Source organism: Kribbella amoyensis (genome assembly GCF_007828865.1).
Classification (GTDB): Bacteria; Actinomycetota; Actinomycetes; order Propionibacteriales; family Kribbellaceae; genus Kribbella; species Kribbella amoyensis.
This window is the reverse complement of record NZ_VIVK01000001.1, coordinates 2,879,685-2,905,836: the sequence shown is the minus strand read 5'-3', so window position 1 is coordinate 2,905,836 and position 26,152 is coordinate 2,879,685. Positions and strand designations below refer to the sequence as shown.

Below are 26,152 nucleotides of genomic sequence, written 5' to 3'. Positions count from 1 at the left end.
TGAGCGGGCATCGTCTCATCGCGGTATCCGCAAGTACCTCGCCTGGCGTACGTCGTGCCCCAGGTCAGCTGCCCACCGCGACCATCACCTGATCGTCCCGGGTCAGCGGGGCGGTAGGCCAAGACCGGGCAGGTGAAGCGGGTTGGCCCCTCGGTCGCGCGTCTCCAGGCGCTCTGCCGACCAGGTCTCGCCGACCGGGATCGACTCCGGATCGCGCCATGCCGTGTACACGAGTGCGCTCGGACCCCTGATGCCGTACGCGTGGCGCAACGCCGCGACACACCGCTCGGCGAGAGCGACGAACTCGCTCTCGTCGGCGAGCCAGTCGAGTGGCGAGGTCCAGTTGGGCTGTCCCGGACCGGGTGGGATCCAGCCCGCGGCCCGCAGTACGCGCTCGTCGGCATCGGCGACCACGTCGACCCCTGGAGCCTCCGCGTACAGCAAGTCGGGTGCGCCCGCGAACTGGACGTAGCGGCGCGGGTCCGACGACGCCATGACAATGAGGAAGGCGCGGTCGGAGACGTCCCGGAACGTCGCGGCGAAGGCGGCGGCGAGCTCTTCCCAGCTGGGCGGCAGGACGACTCTGGGACGCACGGGTGCTGTCTGCGTCCAGGGTGCGGGAATCGGCTCCCGGGTCGTGGTGATGCGCAGGTCCGGGTCGTCGACCGTCACCGTGTGCACGTACTCCTGGATCTCGGGCCGCTCGAATCCGAAGGGAATGAATCCGTGGTCGACGGAGCGGCAATCGCGGGTCGACAGCTGGACCAGCCCCTCGGTACCGGGCATGACATTGACGACCAGATCGCGATAAACACCCGTGTGCGTCACCTTGAAGCACTGGACCTCTTCGTCCTGGGCGATCATGCGGATGAAATTGGCGTGCAGTGGCGTGAAGCCCGCTTCGGGCTGATCCGACTGCAGTGCCCAACCGCTCTTGCGGTGCACGAGCTCGTACTCCGCGCCGTCGACCAGCGCGTACCGGCCGCTCCTGCGCAGGCCCGCGGGCTTCAGACCGCGAGCTCGACCCAGCGCTACCGAGGAAGGGGCGACCGCCGTACTGCTCCGGGGCGGGAGGACCTCCTCGAGGTGATCGGCCCACGGCACGGGCCGCGGGCTCCTGGTGCTCTTGACCTGGAGCTCGGGGTCACCGTTGCGGACGAGCTTGCGCCAGTCGGTGCCGCCGCGACGGAGTTCCTGCGGGGCGAACCCTTGCTTGGTCGCCCCACTGTCGGTCGACACCAACTGAAGATCGCCCCCGCCAGGGCGTGGCAGTACCGAGACCGGGAGGCCTCGGTACACGCCCTCGTGCCGGAAACCGAAGCATTCGACGTGGTCGTCGGCCGCGATCATCCGGACGAACACAGCGCCGTCCGCGGTGAAGCCCGCGGCCGGCCGATCCGACCGGAACGCCCATCCGCCGCCATGGAACCGCAACGGGTACAGCACACCATCGAACAGCCCGTGCAGCCCAGGCCCGGGCACCAGGCTCGACGTGTCCTGATCCATACCGCCCCCTTTTCGTCGGCTCGATCGTATCGAGTCACGCGGTCAGCATCAGGGCAACAAAATTCCACCCGCTGAATCGACCCAGGCTGGCCTGGTCGCGCAAGCGGCCGCGATCGCCTGAAAGTGCTCGACCATAAGGGCTGGTGGGCCGGGAGATGCGTCGGGATCGGGGATGGATCTCGACAGTGAATTGAAAGAACCTCTTGTTCTCCTGGAGATCGCCGCCGGACCGGCGACCTGACCTCGAGAGCTAGGAGCGATCTCTTGAAGACTTTTGGACGACTTGTCATCAGCGCCGCAGTGGCACTACTCACCGGATCGGCGCTTACCGCTTCCGCGGAAGCGGTCCCAGCGCCAACCCCGCCGAACTGCGTCGTGATTCTCGACCCGGTGAAGCCCGGGCAGACCGAATCGCGCGTCGTCGAGCGTAAGTGCAGCTCGGATCCACAAGAGCTTGCATCGGCCACGCAGGCGACCACTCTCCTGATGTCGATGTGCATCAACATCAACTACGGCGGGGGCTGTACCAATTGGCGCGGCACCGCGGGAACGTGCGACGCGGCCGGTTACGGAGTCAAAGACATCGGCGCGAAATGGGGCGCTCTCGACGACAACATCTCATCGCTGAAATTGTACGGCGCGTGCAACCAGGCGGGCTTGTACGAGAACACCAACTACAACTTCCGACAGCCCGGCCGCGAACAGTTCTACGGAGGTAACACGCCTTACGTGGGTGCCTACATGAACGACAGGGCAACCTCGGTGGTTGTGTACCACGCCATCTAAGGACCAACGACAAGGGCGCGGCTTCAGCCGACCTTGCGCTGCTACTGGCCAACGCCGCGCGAGAGGTGGCCTGATGAGGTCATCTCTCGCGCGGCTGATCACGAGTTCAGCGAGCTGTACGAGGGATCTACCTGGACGCGGAGAGGGCTTCTCACTTCTGCTCGACGCGATGCTCGAACCGTCGCACCGGCCGCGGCAGCGCCTCAGCTGGGCATCACCAGTTCCACTACTGCGTTTGCGCCGACCTTCGACACTGGGACGTAACCGAGGCGGGAGAGATCATGTGCGCGATAGTCGTCCAACATCGAGCCGACTCACCCGGCATATCCGATCGACGATGTCCCCGGCTCGTCGCTCACGCGCGGCGCATCACGCGCTCACCAAGCGGAGTCGGGCTCCGCGTGCTCCGCTCATGGGCTCATGGCGCAAACAGCCCGGCTGCGGTGATGCGATCTTCGACAGTTGGATTCAGAACACATTCTGAACTATCATGTGCTGCATGACGCCCGACACGGCATCTCGAAACTCCTTCCAGTCGTCTGAGTTGAGTCGCTCGTCGGCCGATGTTTTCGCCGCGGCTTCAGATCATCCTGTCGAGGTGACGCGCCGGGACGGCGAGTCATTGGTCCTCATGTCGGAGAGCGAGAATCGAGCCCGTAACTCGCTACTTGAGCTCGCGGCCCAGCTCATCGCCGTCTCCACCAGCCTCGAGGGAACACTCGGCGAGCGGATGAGTGATCACTTCCCCTGGATGCTCGCCCTCAGTCCGGAAGGCCGTGAGACCTGCGCAACCGACATCCTGGCCGCAGCTAGGGCATCATTCGCCACCGGCCAGGCACACCTCGCGCTCGCCGAGCTGACCTCCTGGCGTGAAACAGCAACTGCACTCGCCGCCGGCCTGGGTCATGCACCCGTGGAATGGCTTGATGAGGATGAGCCGGTGGAGCGTCCCTGACGCATGGCCAAGCAGACAAGAGTCGAACGCCCGACCAAGAACAGCGAGTACGAACTCCGCTTCGCTTCCGTCAACGCACAGAAAGGCTGGCGCGATCTCGCAGCGACACTGCGAGGTCCGCTCGCCGATACCTGGGACTTCCTGACCAGGACTCCGCTGGACGTGACACCGACCAACTACCCGCTGAAGGACGCGCTCGGAATTGTGTGCCGGGCAGGAGTCGACCACCAGCGATGGCAGCACAAGCCGACCGCCAAAGGTACGGCCCGGATCTGGTTCTACGTCGAAGATCACGTGGTGTATCTGGAGCAGGTACACACAAGTCATCCGAACCAGACGAAGTAGGCCGAGGAAGTCCTTGACCGCGGTGCGGACTAGATCGAGCGGGACCGCGGAGTCAAGCATCAACCGAGACGGATCTGTCCATCAACAGGCGAGAGTGCACAAGTTCAGAGAGCCGGTGTCCAGTCTCGGGTGATGGTTGACGTGCGGTGCTCGGTTGATGCTTGACGGTTTTGGTTAGGTTGAGGCGGGTTTGGCGGCCCGCTTCTTACGGATTTCTCCTCTCGATTCGCGGACGACGGTGCGGAGGAGGTCGTTGCCGGACCAGAACTCGAGGATTCGGTCGGTGACATGGACGTCGACGAGTTCGCCGTAGCGGTGTTTGCCGACGGAGACCTGTTGCCAGGCGACGCAGACGACGCCGTTGGAGGCGACGCGCCGGGTGATCCAGTCGGTGCCGGTGCGTCGGTCGGCCAGGGCGGTCAGGTCGAGGGCGGGGCCGGGGTCGGTGGCGCGGGTGGCGAAGCGTTCGGCCGGCGTGCAGCGGCCGATCGATTGGTGTGGCCGGTCGGTGTTGTACTCGTGCACCCAGGCGTCGATCACCGCCTGCGCCTGGGCGATCGAGGCGAAGGTCCGCCCGGCCAGGCATTCGCGGCGCAAGGTGCCGTGGAAGCGTTCGATCTTCCCGGTCGTGGTCGGTGACCGCGGCGCGGTCAGGATGTGTTCGATCCCGTTCTCGCGGCAGATCCGGTCGAACAACACCTCCACCGGACGGCTGTTGTACCTGCCGGTGAAGACCTTGCCGTTGTCGGTCAGGACCTGGGTCGGGATCCCGTGACGGCCCAGCGCGGCCGCGAACACCGCGCAGACCGGGCGGGTCGAGGCCCGTTCCACCAGCCCGGCCGCGACACAGAACCGCGAGTGATCATCGACGCCGGTCACCGCCTTCAGTTCCCGACCGTCGTTGAGCAAGACGCCGCCCATCACGTCGAACTGCCACAGCTCCATCGGCCGGCCCCGCTCCCAGCGCCGATACACCCTGTCCCGGCTACGGCGCCGCCGCCCGGGGGCCACCAGCCCCAGCCGGGCCAACGCCCGGCCCACCGCCGCCCGCGACGGCAGCGGCTCCACCCCGTCGCGCCCCAACCGATACAGCAGCCGATCCGGACCCCAGGCCGGATGTAGCTGCCGCAGTTCGACCAGCCGCACCTCGACCTCGGCGGCCATCTGATGCGGACACGACACCGGGCGGTGCGACCGGTCAGCCAAACCATCCAGACCCTGCTCGGCATACCGGCGCAACCAGTTGTGCAGCGTCTGCCGCGAAACCCCGACCTTCGCCGCCGCCTCGGTCACCGACAACCGGTCCTCGACGACCGCAAGAACTGCCTGATATCGCTGCTCGACCACGCTGAGCTCCCGAAGCATCAGCCCACCCCCTCTGCTCCTCAGCAATCAAGCCGAGAACGAGCAGGGAGTGGGTGTCAAGCATCAACCGAGACGGCGTAAACCATCAGCCGAGACGGTGGAAAGCCTCACCCGAGACGGATCTGTCCATCATCAGGCGAGACTGCACAAGTTCAGAGAGCCGGCGAGGGGACTCGAACCCCTAACCACCGCTTTACAAGTTGGATGCCCTGCTGCTTCTCATCTGTCTGCAGGCGGGATCCTCTGCCAAACGCGGTGTCTCCGCTGCCTGAACTGGCATGAGTCGCCCCGCCTTCATTGACAGAGTCATTGACAGCATCGTTCCAGCTACCGTAGCCAGATGAGCCCTAGCCGTCTGCAGCGCGTCCTCCGCCACCGTTCTAGGCGACGGCTCAGATGCATCACCGGACCCAGGGCCGGCGAATCACCGCTGCCTTAGCCATGAACGGGCACGCTGGTTAGATGGCCAAAGCGGCTCGTTCGATGCGGAGCCGCTCGGCCACGCATCGGGGTAGTCCGGGACCTACGGGGCGCCGCGTAGCTGATCACCGACGAGGAGGCCGCCCTCGCCCAAACATCGACGGTTCGTCGACAAAGCACGTCAAGTAAGATGACAAACGGGGCGAGTCAGAAAGCTTCAGTACTCGCGCTCCGGAAGTGCCCAGAAGCCCACTCGACTCCGGTCGGACACTTCAACAGTGAAGTGTTCAAGGAGCTTCACGACAACTTGCTGGCGAAGGTCGAGCGCGGTGCGCACCCCAACTTCCGTCATCGCTTCAACCATATCGGGCGTGAGGATGGAAACGGACGCAAGCACACGGTCGCCGTGGACTTGCATCTCCGGCGGCTGTGGCTCCAGCGGACTGCCGTTATGTATCGTGACTGCGCCGCTGCAGGCCATCACGGCCACGAACGGATCGGTCGAATCGACTGTGCGGCACAGCTTGGCATCCAGGGGCCCGATACGCACTATCCGAGTGCTAGCTTCGTCGAGCAATGCGTCGACCCCAGCCAGCCGTTCGTAGGCTCGCCAAGAGTTCGTAACGATGACGACCTCTGTTACATCGTGGCGCACAGCCCAATCTTCGAGGATGCCCGGAAGTTGATTGATACTCACAGTGTCAGAAGGTTCGGAATCGCGGACGGCTTCAATGATACTCGCGTCCTCACCGCGGATAAGGCCTCGGACCAAATCTTCAGCTAGGGCCTTCGGATCGGCATCGACATCCATATCAACGAACCACCACTTTGCTTCCAACTGGTTGAAACCGAACTGCGGAGGCCCTGCGGTCGGCCGCTGCTCAATGAGCATCAATTCTCTGATGCCTTGGATCTTCCGTAGGGAATCTTCCACAGCTTCGTGGAACGCAGACACTTTGACTGCATCGAGTTCCGCTCCAGCAAGCCGGTGCGCGCGAACTGCCTCTTTGGCGTCGATCAGCCTCTGCAAGTCGTTACGCAACCTGTCATCACGCACCCGCTCGATCAGCACTGCGACTTGGGGCGGGCTCCCCGCCACGAGGCTGTCGAGAAGCTCCTTCATCGTTTGGGCGAGGCTGCCGTCCTTCTCATCAGGCACAGTGGGGACACGCAGGCTACCTCGACTGAGCCCGATAACGAGTGCCGCCACCCGAACATACGTGTCGATTTGGATGAATCCGGACGACCGCCCCCGGACATAATTGCGTTCAGATTCCCAACTATCCGCGCCGACCTGATAACTGAAATCCGCGCCGAGGGCGAATGCGGTGACATTCCAAAGATCCTTACCGTCCAGGCCCCCGATCAATATGTCGAGCAACTCCCTCTCACCCGCGTCAGGTGCATCGTTCCGACGTGTCAGGAGCATCCACGCGAGCAGCGAGAGCAGCGTTGCGTCCTGCGATTCGGCGAAAGATTTCTGAAAATCATTCTCCGCTCGATTCGGGCGAGCTTCAATCAAGGTCATCACGACGTCACGCGCGCTGTCATAGTGCTGAACTGCGAGGGATCGCCGAAACATGGTCGCGAAGAGGTAGCAGTAAATGATGGCTGCGGCCGAGGCATCGGGGCCATTGAGGCGTGCCGGCATCACGTAGGTGGCCGTCTCGCGCAGTCTCATCAAGAAGTAGTCGCGATCTTCCGCAGACCAACTTCCTGCATCATTGTCCATGTCGGCCCACATCCAGCCAAGAGAACCCGCGACGTTGCGCCCGGCCGGCAGGTGGCGATCATGGAACAGTTGCACCAAGAGATCGAGGAAGAAATTGATCACCCGGGTACGCAGCCGAGCGTGGTCACTGCAGTGGGCGGCTTCTCTGATGCGCTCCAAGGACTGCAAGAGGTCCCCCCATTCACGTCCGTATACACTCGGCCCGCCCATCGCTGCAGGACTAACCTCGATCGAGTCGCTGTGGTAGCGGACGGCCTCCAGGACCAGTGCGCGAATGAGCTGTAGGCCGCCCTCGGTGGCGGCCTCTTCACCTTGGCGCACAGCAGTCGCCAACTGGCTCGTCGCCCGGACCAGTTCTTGCTTGAATAGGGCGTGCCGGCGCTTGAGCGTGGGCGGCCCCCAAAGTCGTCGCTTTAAGCGTCGCTTGGCCCTGTCTCCGCTGATCATGCCTGCTCCAGACGAACTGCGTGCTTGAGGCGCAACTCTGCCCTATTCACGATACGATCGGCGACGGGCTTTTGTCTAAGGACGAAGAGCGGACGACCGACGTCCACCGTCTGGCCGATAGAGGCAAGTATCACCAGAGGTGGGCTAGAAATTCCCGATGAGTGGTTCGCCGATTCGGGCGCAGCGTTGGGGTCTACGCTCTGGGCAACGGCCGACGATGCGGTGAGTTCTATCTGCATTCTCCTGATCGAGGGTATGTGCACATCAGCTAAGCGACCCTGCGATTCGATGTGAAGTATTGGCGTCGCGTCTTCGACCTTCTCGGCCGACCATGTTCTTGGTGCCACCGCGTGAAGCGCCGTGTTCGCTTGAGACATTGCCCGTGAGGCATCCATGCTGGCACGCAGTTGCGCCACCAACGCGCTCCTCTGCGCATTTTCTGTGTAACCCGGTTCCGTCAGGGCACGGATCGCGCGCGCATAAGCGTTCCCAATGAGCAGAATGGTCCACGTGACAATAGTGAGCAGAAGTATAAATACGACGCCAGCGTTATCGAACCACGCGGTCGCGACGCCGAGTTCGATCGCGCCCAGGAGCGAATACGAGAAGGCGAATAAGAAGAAGGTGTGTTGCAGTAGAAATCGGCGCTCGTGGATCGGATTGATCAACGACTCGCGGCCAGCCATATCGATGAGCATGACGAGTCCCGCGAAGGCGATGGCAACAAATCCGGAGTGCACCTGCCACGCGGTTTGCAGGACATCCGAAGGATTCTCGGGAGCCAAATGCGGAAGGAAAGGGCGATCCCACGTGAATCCCACCGCTGCCAACGCGATCACCGGTACATGCAACAGCGCTGCACTGGCAAAGGGGTGCTCGAACAGGAAGGCACGGATTGTGCGTGTTACCGGAACACTGTCCGAATGCAGCCTCTTGTTAGCTCGATCCGCGTCAGCCATCGCCCATCCTCGTGAACTTCGGATCGGCAATCGATCTGTGAAAAGCGACACCTTTTGGGCAACCTTACTCACGTCCACTTCCTCACCATTCCCCTTGTTGCGACTGGCGTCGGGCGGTCTGAATCTTCGCGCATGAGGGCACTCAGGTCCACCCGACACTCGTAATGACGCAAGTCGGGAACTCGTTTGGCACGATTTGGCGGACCGCCCTCACCAATCGAGCGACTTTGGGCTGCGCAGCACACCGAAGAGGCGGGAGCTGCAGGACCCCCGTCTTACGTGCTCGAATGAGCGAGCTTCTGATTACGAGCAGGACCGACAGCGCCGCATCTGCTCTCTACCAGCACTTTCGTTTGCACGGCCGCCGCCACCGGACACCGAATTCACCATCGGTCTCAGCGATTTCGCACCACGACCCGCACCACGCAACTTCGGCTCCACTTGGCCAGGGCAGCGTCGACCTGTGGTCCCAAACCCCAACCGAGCCAGCAGCAGCCGTCCGGAAGTACCGCGGCTAAGTCCGTCGGCGGCGCTGCGCTTGTTTCCTCGTCCACCAGCCGCGACTGATCTCTGGACCGCGGAGCCTCTGGTGTCTCGGCGAACGGCAGGAGCTGGCACGGTTGGAGCTCGAGCTGAAGGTCCTGCACGCGGCCGAAGAGGCGCGCTGGTCCGACTGGTTCAACACCGCCACCCACGTAGCCCACCCGGCCGCCTCACCGGCGGCGGTCAGGCTGCGCCCAGATCATTCGGATCGACGGCGGCGTGACGTGGGCCGCCCAGGCGCCGCAGAGCGGCGTAGCGTCGTACTGCGCCAGCAGATCAGCCAGCCGTTGCAGTGCCGGGACGGTGACCAGTTCGTCATCGTGTTCGCCGTCCAGCTGGTGGCGAACTCGGTCGCAGCGCATCCGGGTGAACGCCTCGCTCACGGCGGCCAGCAGGGTCCGTGCCGTGTCCGGTGAATCGAGCCGCCGCCGTCAGCTCCGTGGCCAGTCGGTGCGCTACTCTGGTGGAGCCTCGAAACACAGAACTCACACACCACACAATCAAAGCAACCTTCGCCGCGCCCTTAAAACTAACGTGATCCGGGCCTCTGAGCGCCCCAGCTGACTAACTGATTTTGCGCGGCTCACTCTTTAACGACATCGCACCAGACAACTTTTGTCGGGGCATCTGTCCACGCGCACGCGCGTCCGGTGACGGTTGTTGATGTCTCCGTTCGGCATGCGCTGTTCCGTGTCGAAAGGGATGTCCAGATGTCGAAGGACTTGCTGGTGGTCGGCCTCGATCTGACCACCGGCCGCGAAGTACACGTCAATGATCAACCGCTGGAGCACTGGCACCGCAAGGCCGCAACCGGTGATCGCAGCCTGGTGTGCCTGTTCTGCTACCAGGGCTGGGATCGGGCCGAGCCCGCGACGGTGCCGGTCGTGGTGAAGGGCCGCATCGGTGGCCGCCGGCGAGCGCACTTTGCTCACCCGCCTCACCAGGCCCCCCGCGGTGGTCACGGCCCCGAAACCAGATGGCACGCGGAGGCCAAACAGCTCATCGCGGCCTGGGCGCGCGGCCTTCTCCAGGTCGAGGACGTGTCGGTGGAACAGTTGCTGGACGGCAACACCCGTCGAAGCGACGTTCAAGTGAGGCTCCGGGACGGCGCCCTGGTGGCGATCGAGCTGCAGCAGCAGACACTCACCGACGCCGCGTGGCTCGCACGCCACCGCGACTACGTCGCCGCCGGCGTGGTCGACGTGTGGCTGTGGCACCCGGCCACCGGCGTACCGCACATCGTCTACAGCCAGGAACTGCCGGGGTGGACGCTCGACCTGACCAGCTCCCGAATCGGGGTCCTGTACGCCGAGGAACCGGGCCAGGGAAGCTGGTGGCCGCCCCGACCCGGCGACGAGATCTCGTCGCTGCTGGCACCCATCAGTGACTTCGAGCTCGGGGCGGCCGGACTCAAGCTGCCCGACGGTCTTCAGGCACGGATCAACGTTCCTGCCCCGGATCCCCAGATCGAACCCGACCCTCCGCCCGACCAGAAACCGGCCCTGGCACCGAACACCCCGCAGACATCCCATCATCTCGCCGGCCAGGCCGCTGCCGCTGAACCGGCGATCAGCGGTCGCGCAGACCAGGCGCTACTCGAAACGCAATCGGTCGACGCCCGTACCGATCAAGCGGCCGCCCGACCACGGCCCATGCTGTTCCCGGCAGGCCGCAGGCCACGCCGATTGGTGTTCACCTTGGTCAGCCCACCGGGCTGGGCACACAGAATCTACCGGCCCGACGCGCTTCCGCCGTTCGCCAATGCGCCCGAGCCAGCCAGATACGTGTGCTGGACCTGTGGACTGATCCTGACCTCCGTGGAGGACCACCACTCCCCCACGGTAAGGAGCATCGGCTGAACCAGGCCGAGACGTTCGACCGGACTGGTCGGTCAGCTGAGCGATGTCACGCATGCTGACCCAGCCGACCGGGGATGAGCAGCAGCCGGTGGCAGCGGTCCCTGCAGTCGCTGCACACGATCGAGTACCACAACCACCTCAGCTGGGAATACACCCGAATCCCGTTCTACCTGGACAGCTGGCACGGTCCCGACGCTCCTCCCCCGGGCGTCGACTGGAACGCAGGACCTGGCTCGACGCTCACCCCCTGCGCGGCCAGGCCCTTTCACGTCCAGGGAGGCCCAAGGGCGTGGCCGTCTCGGCCGTTCCGCAGCGGCCGAGACGCAATGTCAGCCGGCCTAAGCGCGACGCACGTCGGTGTCGCGGATCCAGACGACCTGTCCGTCGTCGAGGCGGATCCGGCCGATCCAGGCGCCGTTCTCGCGGACCCAGGCGTCCAGGACACCGGCGGGCCGCCAGGCCTCGACCCGCACGGGTGGGTCGACGCGGTGGACGGTGTCGGATGAGCGGTAACCGTGGGCGTCGTACTGGAGTTCGAGGTCGGCGGCCTGGTCACAGGCTTCGCGTTCAGTCAGGCCGGATCCGCGCTGTCCGTTGACCGCGGAGTCTCAGATCGACCAGTCGTTGTCCCCGTCACCGGGGCGCATCTTGAACCGTCCCACCATGGATCCCAGTGTTATGTCTCAGGACTTCGGTGACGGTTCTGGATTAGGACATCGGTGACATTGCTGGTGGGCTTGGTGGTGACACTTCGGCCGCGAGGCTCGGGCGGTGTCAGCCAACGAACCCATCGATCCCCGCGTCCGCCTCGCGATCTCGCAATGGCCCGAAGATGCCCCGCGCGGCGCGGTCTCGACCGCGGATCAGCTCACTTCCCGTCTATCCTTCGTCGTGGGGCCATTGCTAGCGCTATGCGGCAAAGTTCGTATGCCCCAGGAAGGCCTGCACAAATGTCCGACAACCTGTGGTCGCCCGACTTCGTCATGCCGGTACCCGAGCACGAACGCACCCCGATCCGAGACGAGGCCAAGGATGAGTTTGTCTATCGCCTCACGGAGGCATTGCGAGAGTTGAAAGACTACGGCTATAGCTCTCAAACTATCGTCGTGCCGACCGTCGGCCGAGTCGACGAATACAAAGCCAACACACAGGACGGTACCGAACTGGCACGGCTCTGGCTGATCAGCCGCGACGGGCACCTCGACCTCTATCTTGCAGGCCAGGGCGTGCCGCGCGAGGAGGATACGCAGCTTTGGAAACAGGTCGTCGAACAAGCACTGACCATGCTAGGCACGACAAAGCTCGTCAACTGGCGAACGGTTCTGACAGAAGTCCCGGCCCGTTGGGCTACCGGACAACAGTTGTCTCGACCCTCCAAGCAAGGCGGAATGAACTTCAGCTTGGCCGCCGGCCGCATCGCAGAAGATCAAACCACCACGCAGTCACGGCTCGGGCTCACAGTTGCTTGGAACTACCGCTCCCCCATTCTCGTCACCGGAAAGACAAGATGCTACAAATGGGGGGAAGACGGCGACTGGAAAACCCTGGAGCGCATGCGCCAGCTAACAGCGCTCCTATCACTTGTTTGGGACAGTCCCTGGACGATTCGCGAAGGTCCACGAGAGTCATACATCAAGTCTGGTGACTTCGCCGGCCCACTCATGGGACATGGCTGGCGTGCCGCCTCGGACGATGCATACGCCTCTGGTGAGCCGATCGAAGTGCCGCCGTGGCTGGCCCGTGGCGAGGAATATCTACGGAGCAAGCCCAGGATCCGGCATGCGCTGTTCATGCATCATGAAGGGCTGAGCATCGAACCTGATCACCCCTCACTGGCATTAGTCTGCTACACCGCGACGGTAGAGACCGTGGCCCAGATCGATAAGAAGCCGGAAAAGTGCGCGCACTGCGGTTCAACCTTAAGCAGTAGACGTCGCTTCGAGGATGCCGTAAAGCTGGTATTGGCAGACGATCAGGCAGCCTCTCTCGCGGCCGCCTATGTCCAGCGGTCCAGGACCGTGCATCAAGGCCGCCTTCATGGCACCGAGCATCGAATGGGCAGCTGGGGCCCGATGAGCCTGTTCCTGGGTGACCCTGCGTTCGACTTCGAGATGGGTACCGTGCGCACTGCAAAGTACGCAAGTCGCTGGCTCATCTTGGAGCAGCTCAGGCCTGTGATCGACGAAGACTCATGGGCCGCGTTGAGCCGAATGAAGTAGTACGGCCGCTCCTCAGCAGCCACAGCATCGCTTCGACCTGCAACAGACCAATGCGCATGGAAGCGGCGAGCTCCTGGCCGACCTGGGAAGACGGTTCGGTCCACCCGAGCGTCGCGCCAGCGGCAGCAGGGGGTGGGCATTCGCAGCAATGCTGTGGAAACTGTCGATGGTGTCTGGGACCGTTGGTGGTATGGAGATCACTGACCGAGTGCGGGTGGATGAACCGTTCGCCAACGTGGGGGTTGGTACGGTCGAGTTCGTGGATGTTTGGCGCCGGGCTGAGGCCGCGTTGCCGCGGCTGGTTATGCGCAGCGATGGCCCTGAGTGGGAGAAGAACTACACCTCCGGAGCGGTCGGCACGTTCCGCTGGCTGACTGGCGCGGAGCAGCTGAGTCTTGCGTCGGACTGGATGCGGATGTGGCCACCGATCGCGGTGCCGGGTGCCGCCTTGGGGACCGCTACGCCTGCGGCGGTCGGGGCTGTGCGGGCCGAGGTCGGGGAGCTGATTCAGCGGTGCCCGGAGGGTTACCGGTCGTCGTCGATGCGGCCGCGGCCGGGTTACCTGGAGGGTGTCCGGGACGTGATCGACTGGGCTGCGGGCAAGGGCCCGGTGCCGAGCGCTGTCGCACCGGTTGAGCACCGCTCGGCCTGAGCCTCCCGGTTGTCGTCGGCCTCAGCGTCGAGGGGAGGAACTGCGGTGTCGCAGTTCGTCCCCTCTTGTGTGTCGGACCAGCGTTCAGAGCCCGCTTCATTGACCCGGAATTCCGGTCCCGCCGCGCGGGAGCCTGCACCGTCCGAGTCAGCGGGCTCACTTCATGGTGCGGGGGTTCTGCAATCCGGCGGTGAGTCCGGACTCGATGGTGCGTTCGGCCTCGCGGCGGCCCAGTCCGATCTTCAGTGCGGCTGACAGCAGTTCGACGTGGATGGTCAAGGGGTCGAGTGCTCCGGTGGCGGCGACCCGGCCGAGGGCGTAGGCGGAGCCGTTGAGGTCGTCGTTGCGGCTCCCGGGCGTTGAGGCCAGGAGCTTGTCGAGCTGGCCGGCGAGTGCTGCCAGACCGTAGGCCGCGCTGGGCCGTCGCCCGGTGCGTGTCACGGTGAGGTCTGCCGGCGGCGGGGTCAGGGCGGTGGTGATCCAGTCGGGCAGGTCGGCGGGCCGCCGGATCACGTCGGCGCGGTAGCGCTGGCCCCGGATCATTGATCCGGCGCCGACGACGTACCCACCGATGCCTCGGGTGTCGATCTTCCATCCGAGCCGGCCGGCGCTGTTGCCCAGGTCGTCGCCGTCGGGGCGCCGGTAGTAGAGGTGCTGTCCGCCGCTCGGGGTGCTCACGGTCCACGTTCTTGGCATCCGTTGCCCGGCCTGTGCGGCGAGCTCGTCGAGTACCTCGCGCCCACTGGTCGCTGTCCCGGCGGACTCGGGAGGGGTTTCGTTGGGTGTCCGTGGGCGGTCGAGGTCGATGACCAGGAGTCCGCTGGGCCCGGCGGCGACGCCGATGTTGTAGGGCGCGTCTTTCCACCACTGGGTGATCTGGTCGGGGTCGGTGGTGGCGGTGTGTGGCCAGTCGTCGACGGCGGGGACCTTGCTGCCGGGTGCGAGCGGGAACACGGCCAGGCCTCGGTTGGCGTGCCAGAGTGCTGCCCGCGCGAGCCGGTCGGGTGCTGCGACTCGAGAACGGTTCCTCGGCTTGGTTGTGCTGGCGGGGTTGGTGGTCATGGCTCGATCTCCGTTCGCGTTGGATGTACGCGCTCGCTCCGGACGCGGCGGGGTGTCGGCGTGGTGTGGGGCCGGACTTCCAGGTAGACGCGGATGCCGAACGCGCCGAGGTTGGGGTAGCGGCGTTCCCCGCCGGCGACGTCGAACTGTTGGCGCAGGTGTTCGACCATCGCGTCGATCTCCTCGGGTTCGCCTGACAGCCTGACCTTGATCGTCACGCCGTCACCCCCTGCCGGTCCTGGCGTGGCCAGGTCTCGGGGTTGGTGTCGCCGTTGAACACCACGCGGAGCGGCGCGCGAAGCAGGAGCCCTTCGAAGTCGGTTCCGCCGTGGATGTCCAGGTCAGGGCAGGGGACGGTCCAAGCGCAGTCGGCGCCGTCTTCGGTCTGGAACACGATCCACGGCGTACCGTCGCGGTCGATCACGACCGGCGCCAGCGCCGACGCTGTGAGTTTGTCCAGCTCGTCGACGGTCGCGAGGACGGTGCCGTTGGGAATCCGCTTGGACATGGTCGATCCTCCTTCGGTGGTGGTCATTGCCGGCTGGCTTCAAGGGCGTTCTTGGCCTGGTCGAGCAGGGCTTTGGCCTGGCTGATCAGCCGTGCTGCTTCGTGGCGTTGGTCGTGGTCGGTCGGTCCATGCGCGGGGTGCCAGTCGGACGCGAGCCAGTCGCGAGCGTCGCTGAGTCCTGCCCGGCCCTGGTTGAGACAGGTGGTCGCTTGTCGGGTGATCTCGGTCCAGGTGGGTTGCGGCATGGCTCAGTTCTCCTTCGGGGTCGTGGGTACGCCGTAGCGGGCGAGTTCGGGGATGCGCAGGTGGGGCCAGTGACCGGCGGCCAGGATCTCTTCGTGCATGCGGTAGTTGCTCCAGTCCGGCAGGAGTCCGCCTGGTAGCGGGGTGGCCTCGCGGGCGTGCTGGAACAGCTGCGACTCGATGCCGGGCTCCCAGCCGTTGGTCTGGTCGGCGCGATTGTCGGCGGGGTTGTTGGGGTCGAGCAGCCGGACAGTGACGCTCAGGTGCGGGGGCAACTGCGAGTGCGGGTCGTTGCGCAGCCGCTCGGCTTCGCTGGTGATCGTGTCGGCGACGGCCGCCCGGTAGGTGGCGAGATCTGCGTCGTAGAGGTCCCAGATCAGATCATCGACGGCTTCGATCTGCTCCAGTTCGTCGATGGTGAGCTGACCGCGCCGGACCATGACCGGCTGTCCGTCCGGTCCGGGCTGTTCCACTGCTTCGTACCTTGCGCCGAACAGTTGACGGCCGATGTGGTCTGCGCTGGCTTCATAGGCTTGGTAGATCCCGAGGTCGTCCAGGGTCTCTTCGGGGTCGATCACGACCTCTACCGGCGCGGTGCGGTGGCTGATCAGGTATTCGTCGTCTTCGCCGACCGTGCTGGCCAGCAGTTCGCGGACGCCGGCGGCTTCCCAGGATCCTGGGCGGCTGGTGATCACGGCGGCGCTGCTGCCCAGGTTCGCGGCGACGGCCGCGATGAGGTGCGTGATGAACTCGCTGCCGTCGCCGGGTCTCTGGTTGTTGTTCATGGCCCGGATCGCGCGGGTCACGGCCTGGACCGCGACGTCGAAGTCGTCCGGTTGGTGGCCGGCCGGTGGTGTGTTGTCGGTCATCGTTTCCCCTTCAGGTGCTGGTGTTCGGGTGGTGGGGAGAGCCGCCGCTGCTACGCCGTGCGGCTCTCCCCGGTGGGTGTTGCTCAGGTGGCGTAGCCGAGCGGGATGACCGCGGCGCCGATCATGTCTCTGGCCGACGGCGGGGTGACGGCGTTGCCGGTCATCTTGATCAGGTCACGCTTGCTGGGCGTCTTGCCTTTGGCGTCGAGGACGTCGAAGCGGTAGTCCGGGGCGAACGCCATCCCGGCGGCGGCTTCCTTCGGCATGAACATGCGGAACAGGCACTCCGAAACCATGGCCTCGGCCTCTTTCAGATCGGCCGGTGAGACCTTCGGGCGTCCGCCGCGCGGCCCGGCCTGGATCAGCGACTGGTGCCCGCTGGTGGTCAGGGTGCGCATGTACTCGGTGACCGGTGTGCTCATCTCGGCGCCGCCGGTGTTGTTGCGGTGCACGAGCGCGTACCGGTCGACGGTGGTCAGCGTTCCGACCGGGTCGACGACCGGCTTGGCGTACCCGGCGTTGCCGTAGTACGGCGAGACCAGCGCGTAGGCGTCCCGGGTGGTCAGGGTCCGCAGGACCTCGTCGGTCGGGCGGGCGTCGTCGTTCCACGAACCCCCGGACGGGGTGACGAGGCCGTGGTGCTGGCCGCTGGCGCAGAACGTCGCCGCTGCCTCCAGCACCGACCGTGCGTCCGACCCGCCGCCCCGGAGTTCGGCGACGAACGGCGTCACCATCGCGGTCTCAGCCCGGGTCGTCTGGGTCCGCATCGGCCACCACATCGGGTCCGCGTCCTTGCCGTCGCGGCCCTCGACCGGTACCGCGAGCCCCTTCGAGGCGGTGGTGTGCAGGGTGCGGAGAACCTCGTCGATTCCCCAGGCCCGGTAGTAGCCGTCCGGGTCGCCGTAGTGCGGGTGGTGCGGGTTCGTGGCGTCGTAGGAGTTCCCGGCGGCCTCCAGGTGGAACGGCCCCCAGTAACGGGCGATCCCGGCCGCGATCCGGGCCCGGGTCCTCGGCTTCAACCGGTCCCCGATCCGCTCCCCCGGCACCGTCCAGTCGATCGCGGCAGCGGCGGGCAGGTAGCCCGGCTCCACGACGGTCCCGCACGCGGCGTGCACGTAGACATAGGACTGCCGGTAGCGGCCCACGGTCTTGCCCCGCTTCCACGCCTGCTGCGACTCCACCATCTGCTCGCACCGGGTGCAGTACGCCTGCGGGCGGAGGATCTGCTCGAAGTCCGGCGCCGGGGTCCCGTCCAGCCAGCACGCGATGTAGATCCGGTCCCGCGACTGCGGCGCCGGCGGCCCGAACGCCTGGGCGTGCATCGAGTTCAGCGACACGACCCGGAACCGGTAGCCCAGCTTCATCAGGTCCTGGCGCCACACGTGCCAGGCCAGCTGGTACTTGGGCTGCGTGGCGATGTCGACCACGTTCTCGATGACCATCACCCGGTAGCGGTGGTACTCGGCGAACTTCAGCACGTCGAACATCAGCAGCCGCGACCGCTGCGCGGCCTCGTCAGACAACGGGTCCTCGAACAGACCCTCCTCGATCGCGGGCAGCTGCTTGCCGTTGGCCTGCGACCACTTCGTGCACTCCGGCGACGCCCACAGCAGGTCCGTGCGCGGGAAGTAGCGGGGGTCTTCTTTGTGCAGGTCGGCCGTCGAGTGGTCGGTGTTGGGGTGGTTCAGGTTGTGCACGGCTACCGCCAGCGCCCAGTGGTTCGCCGCGATCCGCACATCGATCCCGGGGATCTGCACCGCGCCAGAGCTGGATCCACCGGCGCCGCAGAACAGGTCAGTCAAGCTCAAAGTCATGCTCAGCTCCTCTCGTGGTGGCGGGGAGCGCCGTGGGTGCGTGGTCCTTCACCACGGCACTCCCCGAGCCGGTGGGTCAGCGGGTGGTGTCGTCGGGGCAGATGTGGTCGAGAAGCAGGTAGTCGGCGTGGTCCGGGTCGTCGCCGAAGAACTCGGCGCCGCACGAGCAGAGGCTGACGAACTTGCCGTCGATGTAGGGCTGCGCGGCCGGGGTCACGTCGCGGTGCTCGATAGTCGTGGTGCTCATCGCTTGCCGCCGTTGGTGTTGTTGCGGACGGCAACTGCCTGCGGGGTGTGCAGGTGCGGGCAGCAGACCTGGGAGCCGCAGAAGCGGTGGTGCTTCGGGCTGCACCACGCGGTGCAGGTGGTGCGGTGGATGCTGGTCCGGTCGTTGTTCACGGTGGTCATCCCCTTTTCGCTGGTGGGCTTGTGTTGCGGCAGCCCCGTCCTTTGGGGCCTGCCGGCTACTGCCGCCTAGTGGGTCGGGTCAGAGGCTCGGGCCAAGTTGGCTTCGGTCGTTGTCAGCTGGTGGACGCGGTTTGTCCTCCAGGTGAGAACTGCCGGAGCCAACTTGGACTGAGGGGACCCGATCCGCTAGCCGCCCACCAACCCCAGCCAGGCACCGTGCTTCTGCTCGGGCCGCAGGACCGAGAACGCCCCGCCCGGAACGGGCGGGGCGCTCACCACACTCAGTACCGCAGGTCGTCGCTCAGGCCCGGCCCGGTGTCGTCAATGGCGTGGTCTTTTCCCGCATCAGCGGCCCGGTCGTCGGCGTGCCAGCGCGCCAGTTCGTCATCGCGCTCGCGTCGTTGGTCCTGGTCGGCCTCGATCCGCTCGTGGACCTGGTCGACCGAGCGTTGCGCGCGGCTGATCGCGACCGAGCACGCGCTGGTCTCGATTGCCGCCTTGACTTCTTGCCCGTGCGTGTCAGTGCGCCCAGCAGCCTCCGCGCGCTGCCGGGCGCTGTGCCGCTGCTCGCCGGGCTTGTCACAGGGCTTGGCTCGGTAGAGGTTCTTGGTGTTGTCCGCTTCGTAGGCGTCGCTCGGCACGGCTGCGGCGTGGACGTCCTCGGTGGCCGTGGCCTGCTCGCCGAGCTGGCGCGCAGCTGTCTCTGTGCGCTGCTCGCGGATGTTCTCATCGGCGACTTGTTTGGTGCTGCTGCGCTCCCCTGCGCCGACGTCGGCAGCGGGTTCGGCGAGACGCACCCCGTCGGTATCGCTGTCTTCCTCGACGTCTTCGACGGTGGCGTCGTCGGTGATGCGGACGGTGGCGCTTTGTTCGCCGCGGTGGTCGTGGTCCAGCAGCTCGGCGCGCGCACCAGTCGTCGTAGCGGTGAGGCGCTGCAATGCCGCGTCGATCCGCTCGGGCGCGTACGGAGGTTGACCGGATGTGGCGGTGTGGGCGGTGATCCGGGCGTGCAGCTGCGCGATCGGGACGGGCGCGTCGTCGCTCGGTGCTTCCCAGTCGGTCGCGCGTTCGTCGGCCCGCTCGGTCACGATCATGGCGTAGGCGTGCCGCACCGTGTTCTCGACCACGCGATCGTCGAAGCGGTCGGACTCGTCGTTGTGACCGTCGGTTTCGGTCGGCAGCTGCAGGCCACGCCGGTTCAGCTGTGCGGCCAGCCGCGCCTCGACCTGCGCGCGGGATTCGGCGATCGCCACCTGCCGGTCGTCGGCATGCAGCGCCTGCGCTACCGCGCGCCACTCGTCGGCGGCGAACTCGTCGTGGATGCGGTAGATCATCTCGCGGTACTGCGCGGCCCGGGGCAGGTCGCCGGCCGCAACCGCCTGGTCGGCCTGCTGCGATAGGCCGTTGAGGATCGCCTGGTGCCCGAGGTCGGGCGGCGCGAGGCTGATCCACGAGTCGACGTCGTCGAAGTGGTCGATCAGGGCGCTGGTCCTGTTGACTTCGTCGGCTTGGTCGGCGATTCGCAGACCTTTGAACAGTTCGTCCTGGCGGGTCGACAGGTGCGCCTCGTGCTCAGCGGACATGTCGGTGTGGGCGCGCAGCTGGTCGGGCAAGACGATCTGGTCGTCGTCGGGCAGGATCTCGTTCCCCAGGTCTGCGACATGGTCGAGCGCAGTGCGGAACGTTGCCAGGTCGAGGGCCGCGAGGTCGTCGGACTCGACCTGGCTCGGCTGCGCCGCGGCGCGGGTCTCGTATTCGTCCAGCAGGCTGGACACGTCGTCGGCGAAGTCGTTCAACGCGTCGCGCCGCTCGACCTTCCCGTCGGTGCCGGCACGCTCGGCGGCGGCCATCGCCCACGCCTGAACCGCGACGGCGTGATCACGCACCTGCGGGGCCGCGCCTGCCCGTGGCTGGTAGACGGTGGTGTCCAGGATCGGGTGCCGCACCTTGGACGCCCAGTCCATGGACGCGCCGAACACCTGCTCGTGCCGCTCCCACAGTCCGGGGTGGGACGAGGTCAGCATCGGGAGGATGTCGTACGGCAGCTGCATCGCCGTCCCCGGGTGGACCTTGCCGCTGAAGTTGGCGGCGTGCTCGCCCAGCTCACGCAAGAACACCTCCCGGTCCAGCTCCGGGGTCTCCTCGCGGCCATGGCCGCGGTGCTCGGCGGCCCGCAGCTTGTACTGCTCGGCCGTCGAGTTCAGCTGGGCGTCGAAGTCGCGCAGCACGGCGGCACGGTGCCGGTCGCCGCTCTTCTCGGCGCGGCGCAGGTCTGCGTTGATCCAGCTCCGGGCGACAGCGACGTCGTCGGCCGGGTCGTACGCGGCCGGCGCCGGCTGCGGCGGGAAGACCGTGTCGGCGCGGATGGCGTTCTGCGCCAGGTACGAGCGGCCATAGGTCTCCCAATCCTCGATCGCGGTCGTCAGCGACTCAGCGTTCAGTGCGCCTCGGTCGAGGTCTGCCACGATGAAGCCGAGTTCCTCGCCCATCGTGCGCCAGACCCACCGATAGGCCTCGGCGCGTTGCGAGTCGCGTTCGGTGTCGGCCAACCGGTCCAGGGTCTCCAGGCGTGCGCGGGCCTGCGCCAGCGGGGCCGGTTCCCCCGCATCCAGTGGCGTCTGCGTGACTCGATTGACGACCCGGTCCAGCCAGGCAGTGAACTTCACCATGATGTGTGCTCCTTCGAGTGAGTCAGTCGTCCAGGCCGAGCGCGTGCCCGGCCTGCTGGTTGTGGCTGTTGGCCGTGGTGTCGGCGGCTTCGCGTTCGGTGTGCCAGGCCGCCAGGTCGTCCTCGCGCCGCTCGGCGGCGGCCTCGGCGGCTTCGCGTTCGGCGTCGGCGCGCTCGCGCTGCCGCAGCTCGATCAGCGCCCGCTGCGCCCGGCGCACCGCCTCGGCGGTCTCGTCCGCGCTCGGAACTCGTAGCTCGTCGGCTTCGAGGACGCGCGGCTCGCGCTCGGTGACCTTGCGCAGGTCAGCCGGCGCGAGCTCGTGGTCGAGTTCGTGGTCAAAGTCGACCTGGAACTCGTCGTCGTCCTCTGCGGTGTCGTGCACGACCTCGTCGGCCCGGTCGCCCTTGGCGGGGTCCGCAATGACGTCGGGGGCGGCCGGTTCGTCGGCGACGAGTTCTGCGGCGGGGATGAGGTCCGCGTTGTCGGCGGCGGCGTCCAGCTGGTTGTCGAGGATCTCGGCTTCGGCGGACTCGTCGCCGGGCTGCGCCGTGGCGAGGTCGCGTTCGCGGGCCTCGGCGATCTCGGCCAGGTCGTGTTCGTCACGAACAGCCCAGTCGTCGTCCTGGCGCTGAGCGGCCAGCCACTGCGAGGTCGTCGTGCTGGCGTTGTCGTCGGGTTCTTGGACCTTGATTCCGCGGTCTTTGAGTTCGGCCTCCGCGCGGACGGCGGCGCTCTTGGTTGCTGCGGTGTGCACGAGCCACTGGGCGCGGGCGTCGTCGATGATGCTGAGGTCGGTGGCCAGGGCGTCGTGGGCTTGGGCGAGCGCTCGCGCTTCGTTGGCCTGGGTGCGCAGCCGCTCGCGGGTGTCGTGATCGTCGGAGACGTCGGCCTCGGCATCGCGGAGAGCGGCTTGCTGGCGGGCCTTGTCGGCGGCCTGGCGGGTGCCGGCGAGTTCTTCGCCGACGTACGGCGGCGCCCAGGATTGCTCGCGCTGGTAGGCCGCGACTCGGACCCGCAGTTGGCCGACGGTCATCTCGGCCTCGGCGCGCTGGTCCTCGGGCCGGTCGAGTGCGTCCCAGGCCGCTCGCCAGGCGGCGTAGGCCTCGGTCTGTCCGGCGCTGGGTGCGGGCCCGATCGCGCTGGTGTCTGAGGTCCAGCCGACCAGGTCGCGGTATCCGGCGACGGTCGCGGCCTTGCCGATCCAGGCTTCGGCCTCGTCGGCGCCGTCGGGGCAGTGTCCGATCTGCTTCACGAGCCAGGGCGGGGATTGCTCGGCCAGGTCGAAGGCCAGGTCTCGGGCGGCGGTGTCGGCGTCGAGCGCGAGTCGTTCCAGATACGCCGACCACTCGGGGCTGTCGACCGCGGGAAGCCGCTGGCTGTAGGTCGCGCCGACGGGGTCGAGCCGGGTGGTCTTGGTGATCCGGCCTTGGATCACGTTGGACAGCTCGCGGGCGTTGCCCAGGTCGCGGCGGGCGATCGCGTCGCGCAGCACCGCATCGGGGTCGTGTCCGGCCAGCTCGACGCGGCGCAGCAGCGCGGTCAGCGTCGCCGCGCCGGCCTCGGAGGCGAGCTTGGTGCGCTGAGCATCGGTCAGCAGCCCGTCGGCGGCGGCGCTGTCGAGCCACTGCGACGCGCGGGCGGCGGTCGCCATCTCGATCGCGTCGGCCAGCAGTTCGGCAGGGGTCCGGTGCCGGGCGGCTTCGGCGCTGGACTCGGCGCGGGCCGTGGTTGCTGCTTTTTCGCGGCGTTCGTCGACGGTGTCGAAGATGCCGAGCAGGACCGAGCGAGCGGTGCGCTCGTCGGTGAGCGCGGTCTCGCCGGTGTCGAGGTCGGCGGGCACGGCGCGGGTGACCACGTACAGCTTGTTGCTGGCCCGGCCCCGGCTGGCCTGTACGTACAGCGAGTTCAGCGACGTCGTCGAGGTGACCACGCCGTGCGAGGTGTCGACGGTCAGTCCTTGGGCGGCGTGCACCGTCGAGGCGTAGGCGAGCGCGACGTGGGACTCGACGTAGCGGGCCGGCAGCGTCATCGTCTCGCCGGACACCGCCGTGGTGGTGCCGTGCTCGATCGGTGCCACGGTGAGGCCGCCGTCGGGCAGGACGTCGACCACCTTGTAGGTGGCGCGGTTGATCGCGGCGCGTCGGTTGCCGGGCAGCCGCGCCAGCGACCAGTCGTTCTCGCGGGCCTGGATGATGTCGCCGCGGCCGGCGCGGGTGCCTTGCAAACCGAGCCGGACCGTGGCGGTGTCGTCGACCAGGCCGTAGTTGACCAGCCGGGCCCGCAGCTGCGCTGACACGCGCGCGGCCTGGTCGTTGGTGTCGACGAGCAGCAGCGAGTTCAGACCGTTGACCCGGTCGGCCAGCCACGCGTCACCGGCCAGCGTCTCGGCGTGCTCGACGTTGCCGCCGTCCACGATGCGCCCGTGGCGGTGATAGTCGCCCAGCACCGACTTGTCGCCGACCCGCAGCCGCAGCGACGCAGGCCCTTCCCAGGTCGCGGAGAACCGGCGGGTCTCGGTGAGTTCGTGGGTGTGCGCCCGCGAGATCACCAGGTCCATACCGCCACCGGCGCCGACGGCGGCGAGCTGTCGCTGATCGCCGACGAGCAGCAGTTTCGCGCTGTGGCGAGCGCAGTGCTCGTGGATCTCGGCGAGATCCTGGGTGCTGGTCATGCCGGACTCGTCGAGCACGACCAGATCACCGGCCCGCAGCTGCAGCTGCAGCGCCTGCGGTGCCGCGGAACCGGCCATGATGCGGCGCTGGGTGGTGAGCCACTGCGACACGTTCATCGCCGGTACGCCGTCCGCGGTGAGGACCTCGGTCGCGATCTGCGACGAGGCCAGACCGATGACCCGGTGCTCGTCGCCGTGCCACAGCTCGGGGTCGGCCCACGCCCTGGCCAGCGCACCGACGACGCGGGACTTGCCGGTGCCGGCCGGGCCGACCAGCGCCTCGGTCAGCGCGCCAGACGACAGGATCGCGCGCAGCGCCGTGTCCTGGTCGGCGCCGAGCTTCAGCCCGAGCTTGCCGAGCTGCTTGACGAACTCACCGGCGTGCTGGTGCGTCATCACCGGCGCCCCGCGACGGTACCCGGCCCGGGTCAGGGCGCTTTCGGCGTTCAGGTGACCGGCGGTCGCATACAGCGCCCGCCCGGGCGCGTTGTAGGACGACGTGCCGTTGGCCAGCAGCAGCTCCGACGGCAAGACGCTGGAGCCGGGTCGTTCAGCGTCGAGACAGACCGCCCGCGCCAGGCCCTTGTCGGTCAGCCGGTCGAGCAACTCGACCAGCTCGGCGGGATCCCGGTCGCCCAGGTCGTCGGGCAGGGCCATGCTGATCGCGCGCGTCAGGTCACCGGGCCGCCACGCGGCCTGGGTCTCCTGGACCGCGGCGAGGGCCTGCTCGAGGACCGCGTCCTCGTCCCAGCTGGTGTCGGCAGGGGTGTGCTGGTGGTGCTGCAGCACCTCGTTGGCGACCCGGCGCAGGCCGCCGGCGACCTCGGCGCGCAGCTCGCGGTCCCATCGCTCCAGTCGCGCCTCGACCGTCTCGCCTTCCTTCGACTTCGCGCGGCGGGTGGCCAGCGTTGCCCGCTCCTGCAGGTGGTCGAGCTCCAACGCGTTCGGCTCGCGGCCGTACTTGCGGCGGAACTGGTCGACCAGCGCCGCGGTCTTCTTGGTGATCGCCAGGCGCCGGGAGCTGAACAGGTCCATGGCGGCCTGGTCGACCCCGACGATCTCGCGGGCCTCGCCGTCGGGCCGGACCTGGAAGGCCACGCCCAGCGCCTTGGTCAGGTGCTGTTCCATGACGCGCTCGCCGACCGCGCCGGCGGCCGACTGGTACTTGTACATGGCCTTGGAGTCGATCTTCAGCCACTTGCCCGACGGCGCCTGCGCCTTGGCCAGGATCGCGTTGTGGATGTGGATCTGCGGGTCGTGGTTGCGGGAGTCGTGCTGGAAGAACGACGCGACCGTCCAGTCGTGTGCGTCGGCCCACCGGCCCGACGCCCCGCCGTGGTGACCGATCCGGACGTATCCGGCCTTGTCCGACAGGTAGTCCAAAGCGGCGTTGTTCCCGGCCCAGATCGCGTCCTCGACGGCCTTGCGGTGCTCGCCCCAGGTCGCGGCCTCGGTCTCCAGCCGGTGCACCGCCTGCTCCAACCGGTGCACCTCGCGGGCCGGTGCACCGGTCTGGCGGGCCTTGAGCAGTGCACCGCGCGCCGGAGCGAGCGCCCGCTGCGCCTTGACCTCTTGGGCCTCGAAGGCGGTGTGGAGCACCGTCACCGACTTCTGCACCGAGAACGTCGCGTCGTGGAACGACGCGTTCTTCTGCACCGCTCCGGCCGCCTCGGCGCGGATCTCGTCCTGGCGCTCCTTGTCCGCCCACGGCTCCTTGGCCAGAGCAGCCGCGACCAGCTCGGCCTCGGTCTTGTACGCACGCCCGGTGTGGCCGAGTGTGGCGGCCTCGTCCCACTTCATCGGGTCGCCGAACCGCTCGTCGCGCGGATCGATGAACCGCTCGTACAGCGCGGTCATGTCCTGCGCGTCGACCTCACCCGCCAGGCCGAGCGCCTCCGCGCCCCGGCCGTACCAGCGGCCCGGCGGTTCTCCGGCGGCTGTCGCGCCGGTGTAGTAGTTCTCCCGCCCCGCCGCGACGGCGCCGGTCAGGTAGTCGGCGCTGTGGCCCGTCTTGATGCTCATCACGCGGCACCACCGCCCACCCCGCCGCGCGCGGCAGCGGTCGCGCCGGCCGGGCGAAGTCCAACACGACAAACGGAGTGAGGACTCCATCTGATCGT

At 67.0% G+C, this 26,152-nt stretch carries 22 protein-coding genes; 7 read left to right on the top strand and 15 right to left on the bottom strand.

The genetic code is table 11. From position 1 onward, the window contains the following. Positions 1-102: 102 nt before the first annotated feature. Positions 103-1,506, bottom strand: coding sequence for a TY-Chap domain-containing protein (locus FB561_RS13815; protein WP_145806699.1), 1,404 nt, complete (start codon positions 1,504-1,506; stop codon positions 103-105). Positions 1,507-1,770: 264 nt separating this feature from the next. Between FB561_RS13815 and FB561_RS13810 the strand changes: the two genes are divergently transcribed. The 3 genes from FB561_RS13810 to FB561_RS13800 all read left to right on the top strand — a co-directional run bounded on the left by FB561_RS13810 (position 1,771) and on the right by FB561_RS13800 (position 3,592). Further along, complete coding sequence (locus FB561_RS13810) at positions 1,771-2,292, top strand: hypothetical protein (protein WP_145806697.1); 522 nt, start codon at positions 1,771-1,773, stop codon at positions 2,290-2,292. Positions 2,293-2,791: 499 nt separating this feature from the next. Continuing rightward, entirely contained in the window at positions 2,792-3,247 is a 456-nt protein-coding gene (locus FB561_RS13805) for a prevent-host-death protein (protein WP_145806695.1), read from the top strand. 3 nt (positions 3,248-3,250) lie between these two features. Then, complete coding sequence (locus FB561_RS13800; protein WP_145806693.1) at positions 3,251-3,592, top strand: hypothetical protein; 342 nt, start codon at positions 3,251-3,253, stop codon at positions 3,590-3,592. 174 nt (positions 3,593-3,766) lie between these two features. Here the strand turns inward: FB561_RS13800 and FB561_RS13795 are convergent, their stop codons facing one another. From FB561_RS13795 to FB561_RS13785, 3 genes are all read right to left on the bottom strand, one after another. Next, positions 3,767-4,957 (bottom strand): IS481 family transposase, encoded by a 1,191-nt coding sequence (locus tag FB561_RS13795; protein WP_145806691.1) that lies wholly within the window; start codon positions 4,955-4,957, stop codon positions 3,767-3,769. A gap of 637 nt (positions 4,958-5,594) precedes the next feature. Then, positions 5,595-7,556 carry a hypothetical protein gene (locus tag FB561_RS13790; RefSeq protein WP_145806689.1) on the bottom strand — a complete coding sequence of 654 codons (1,962 nt, stop codon included), beginning with the start codon at positions 7,554-7,556 and terminating at the stop codon, positions 5,595-5,597. Beyond that, positions 7,553-8,515 (bottom strand): hypothetical protein, encoded by a 963-nt coding sequence (locus tag FB561_RS13785; protein WP_145806687.1) that lies wholly within the window; start codon positions 8,513-8,515, stop codon positions 7,553-7,555. Before FB561_RS13785 ends, FB561_RS13790 begins: the two co-directional genes overlap by 4 nt. 620 nt (positions 8,516-9,135) lie before the next feature. On the opposite strand from FB561_RS13785, the gene FB561_RS13780 reads away from it, so the two are divergent. Both FB561_RS13780 and FB561_RS13775 read left to right on the top strand, forming a co-directional pair. Continuing rightward, the gene (locus FB561_RS13780; protein WP_145806685.1) at positions 9,136-9,474 is read left to right on the top strand and encodes a hypothetical protein; all 339 of its coding nucleotides are present in this window, start codon (positions 9,136-9,138) and stop codon (positions 9,472-9,474) included. 294 nt (positions 9,475-9,768) lie between these two features. Next, positions 9,769-10,917, top strand: a complete 1,149-nt coding sequence (locus tag FB561_RS13775) for a competence protein CoiA family protein (RefSeq protein WP_145806683.1) — start codon at positions 9,769-9,771, stop codon at positions 10,915-10,917. 338 nt (positions 10,918-11,255) lie between these two features. Here FB561_RS13775 and FB561_RS38985 read toward each other — a convergent pair whose 3' ends face one another. Further along, positions 11,256-11,390 carry a hypothetical protein gene (locus FB561_RS38985; protein ID WP_272952543.1) on the bottom strand — a complete coding sequence of 45 codons (135 nt, stop codon included), beginning with the start codon at positions 11,388-11,390 and terminating at the stop codon, positions 11,256-11,258. A 477-nt stretch (positions 11,391-11,867) separates the two neighbouring features. Here FB561_RS38985 and FB561_RS13760 point away from each other — a divergent pair, with 477 nt between their 5' ends. After that, a complete protein-coding gene (locus FB561_RS13760; RefSeq protein WP_170284664.1) occupies positions 11,868-13,136 on the top strand; it encodes a hypothetical protein in 1,269 nt (422 codons plus the stop codon). Positions 13,137-13,326: 190 nt separating this feature from the next. Beyond that, positions 13,327-13,788 carry a hypothetical protein gene (locus FB561_RS13755; protein ID WP_145806678.1) on the top strand — a complete coding sequence of 154 codons (462 nt, stop codon included), beginning with the start codon at positions 13,327-13,329 and terminating at the stop codon, positions 13,786-13,788. A 156-nt stretch (positions 13,789-13,944) separates the two neighbouring features. Here the strand turns inward: FB561_RS13755 and FB561_RS13750 are convergent, their stop codons facing one another. The 10 genes from FB561_RS13750 to mobF form a co-directional block, all read right to left on the bottom strand. Further along, positions 13,945-14,850 (bottom strand): bifunctional DNA primase/polymerase, encoded by a 906-nt coding sequence (locus FB561_RS13750; RefSeq protein WP_145806676.1) that lies wholly within the window; start codon positions 14,848-14,850, stop codon positions 13,945-13,947. Further along, positions 14,847-15,068 (bottom strand): hypothetical protein, encoded by a 222-nt coding sequence (locus FB561_RS13745; protein ID WP_145806674.1) that lies wholly within the window; start codon positions 15,066-15,068, stop codon positions 14,847-14,849. The genes FB561_RS13750 and FB561_RS13745 overlap by 4 nt, the downstream gene beginning before the upstream one ends. Further along, positions 15,065-15,358: a hypothetical protein gene (locus FB561_RS13740; RefSeq protein WP_145806673.1), complete on the bottom strand. Its 294-nt coding sequence runs from the start codon at positions 15,356-15,358 to the stop codon at positions 15,065-15,067. The genes FB561_RS13745 and FB561_RS13740 overlap by 4 nt, the downstream gene beginning before the upstream one ends. A gap of 23 nt (positions 15,359-15,381) precedes the next feature. Then, complete coding sequence (locus tag FB561_RS13735; protein ID WP_145806671.1) at positions 15,382-15,603, bottom strand: hypothetical protein; 222 nt, start codon at positions 15,601-15,603, stop codon at positions 15,382-15,384. Between the two features lie 3 nt (positions 15,604-15,606). Then, a complete protein-coding gene (locus FB561_RS13730; protein ID WP_145806669.1) occupies positions 15,607-16,407 on the bottom strand; it encodes a hypothetical protein in 801 nt (266 codons plus the stop codon). 146 nt (positions 16,408-16,553) lie between these two features. Then, complete coding sequence (locus FB561_RS13725; RefSeq protein ID WP_145806667.1) at positions 16,554-18,284, bottom strand: DNA cytosine methyltransferase; 1,731 nt, start codon at positions 18,282-18,284, stop codon at positions 16,554-16,556. Between the two features lie 76 nt (positions 18,285-18,360). Beyond that, positions 18,361-18,531 (bottom strand): hypothetical protein, encoded by a 171-nt coding sequence (locus FB561_RS37885; protein WP_170284663.1) that lies wholly within the window; start codon positions 18,529-18,531, stop codon positions 18,361-18,363. After that, the gene (locus tag FB561_RS37880) at positions 18,528-18,692 is read right to left on the bottom strand and encodes a hypothetical protein (RefSeq protein ID WP_170284662.1); all 165 of its coding nucleotides are present in this window, start codon (positions 18,690-18,692) and stop codon (positions 18,528-18,530) included. The genes FB561_RS37885 and FB561_RS37880 overlap by 4 nt, the downstream gene beginning before the upstream one ends. A 281-nt stretch (positions 18,693-18,973) precedes the next feature. Continuing rightward, positions 18,974-21,181: a hypothetical protein gene (locus FB561_RS13720; protein ID WP_145806666.1), complete on the bottom strand. Its 2,208-nt coding sequence runs from the start codon at positions 21,179-21,181 to the stop codon at positions 18,974-18,976. A gap of 202 nt (positions 21,182-21,383) precedes the next feature. Continuing rightward, entirely contained in the window at positions 21,384-26,054 is a 4,671-nt protein-coding gene (gene mobF / locus FB561_RS13715) for a MobF family relaxase (RefSeq protein WP_170284661.1), read from the bottom strand. Between the last annotated feature and the right edge of the window lie 98 nt (positions 26,055-26,152).

Coding starts and splice junctions, on each gene's coding strand:
- FB561_RS13815 (WP_145806699.1), bottom strand. CDS start 1,506: ATGGATCAGGACACGTCGAGCCTGGTGCCCGGGCCTGGGCTGCACGGG.
- FB561_RS13805 (WP_145806695.1), top strand. CDS start 2,792: ATGACGCCCGACACGGCATCTCGAAACTCCTTCCAGTCGTCTGAGTTG.
- FB561_RS13800 (WP_145806693.1), top strand. CDS start 3,251: ATGGCCAAGCAGACAAGAGTCGAACGCCCGACCAAGAACAGCGAGTAC.
- FB561_RS13795 (WP_145806691.1), bottom strand. CDS start 4,957: ATGCTTCGGGAGCTCAGCGTGGTCGAGCAGCGATATCAGGCAGTTCTT.
- FB561_RS13790 (WP_145806689.1), bottom strand. CDS start 7,556: ATGATCAGCGGAGACAGGGCCAAGCGACGCTTAAAGCGACGACTTTGG.
- FB561_RS13785 (WP_145806687.1), bottom strand. CDS start 8,515: ATGGCTGACGCGGATCGAGCTAACAAGAGGCTGCATTCGGACAGTGTT.
- FB561_RS13775 (WP_145806683.1), top strand. CDS start 9,769: ATGTCGAAGGACTTGCTGGTGGTCGGCCTCGATCTGACCACCGGCCGC.
- FB561_RS13760 (WP_170284664.1), top strand. CDS start 11,868: ATGTCCGACAACCTGTGGTCGCCCGACTTCGTCATGCCGGTACCCGAG.
- FB561_RS13755 (WP_145806678.1), top strand. CDS start 13,327: ATGGAGATCACTGACCGAGTGCGGGTGGATGAACCGTTCGCCAACGTG.
- FB561_RS13750 (WP_145806676.1), bottom strand. CDS start 14,850: ATGACCACCAACCCCGCCAGCACAACCAAGCCGAGGAACCGTTCTCGA.
- FB561_RS13740 (WP_145806673.1), bottom strand. CDS start 15,358: ATGTCCAAGCGGATTCCCAACGGCACCGTCCTCGCGACCGTCGACGAG.
- FB561_RS13735 (WP_145806671.1), bottom strand. CDS start 15,603: ATGCCGCAACCCACCTGGACCGAGATCACCCGACAAGCGACCACCTGT.
- FB561_RS13725 (WP_145806667.1), bottom strand. CDS start 18,284: ATGACTTTGAGCTTGACTGACCTGTTCTGCGGCGCCGGTGGATCCAGC.
- FB561_RS37885 (WP_170284663.1), bottom strand. CDS start 18,531: ATGAGCACCACGACTATCGAGCACCGCGACGTGACCCCGGCCGCGCAG.
- FB561_RS37880 (WP_170284662.1), bottom strand. CDS start 18,692: ATGACCACCGTGAACAACGACCGGACCAGCATCCACCGCACCACCTGC.
- FB561_RS13720 (WP_145806666.1), bottom strand. CDS start 21,181: ATGGGCGAGGAACTCGGCTTCATCGTGGCAGACCTCGACCGAGGCGCA.
- mobF (WP_170284661.1), bottom strand. CDS start 26,054: ATGAGCATCAAGACGGGCCACAGCGCCGACTACCTGACCGGCGCCGTC.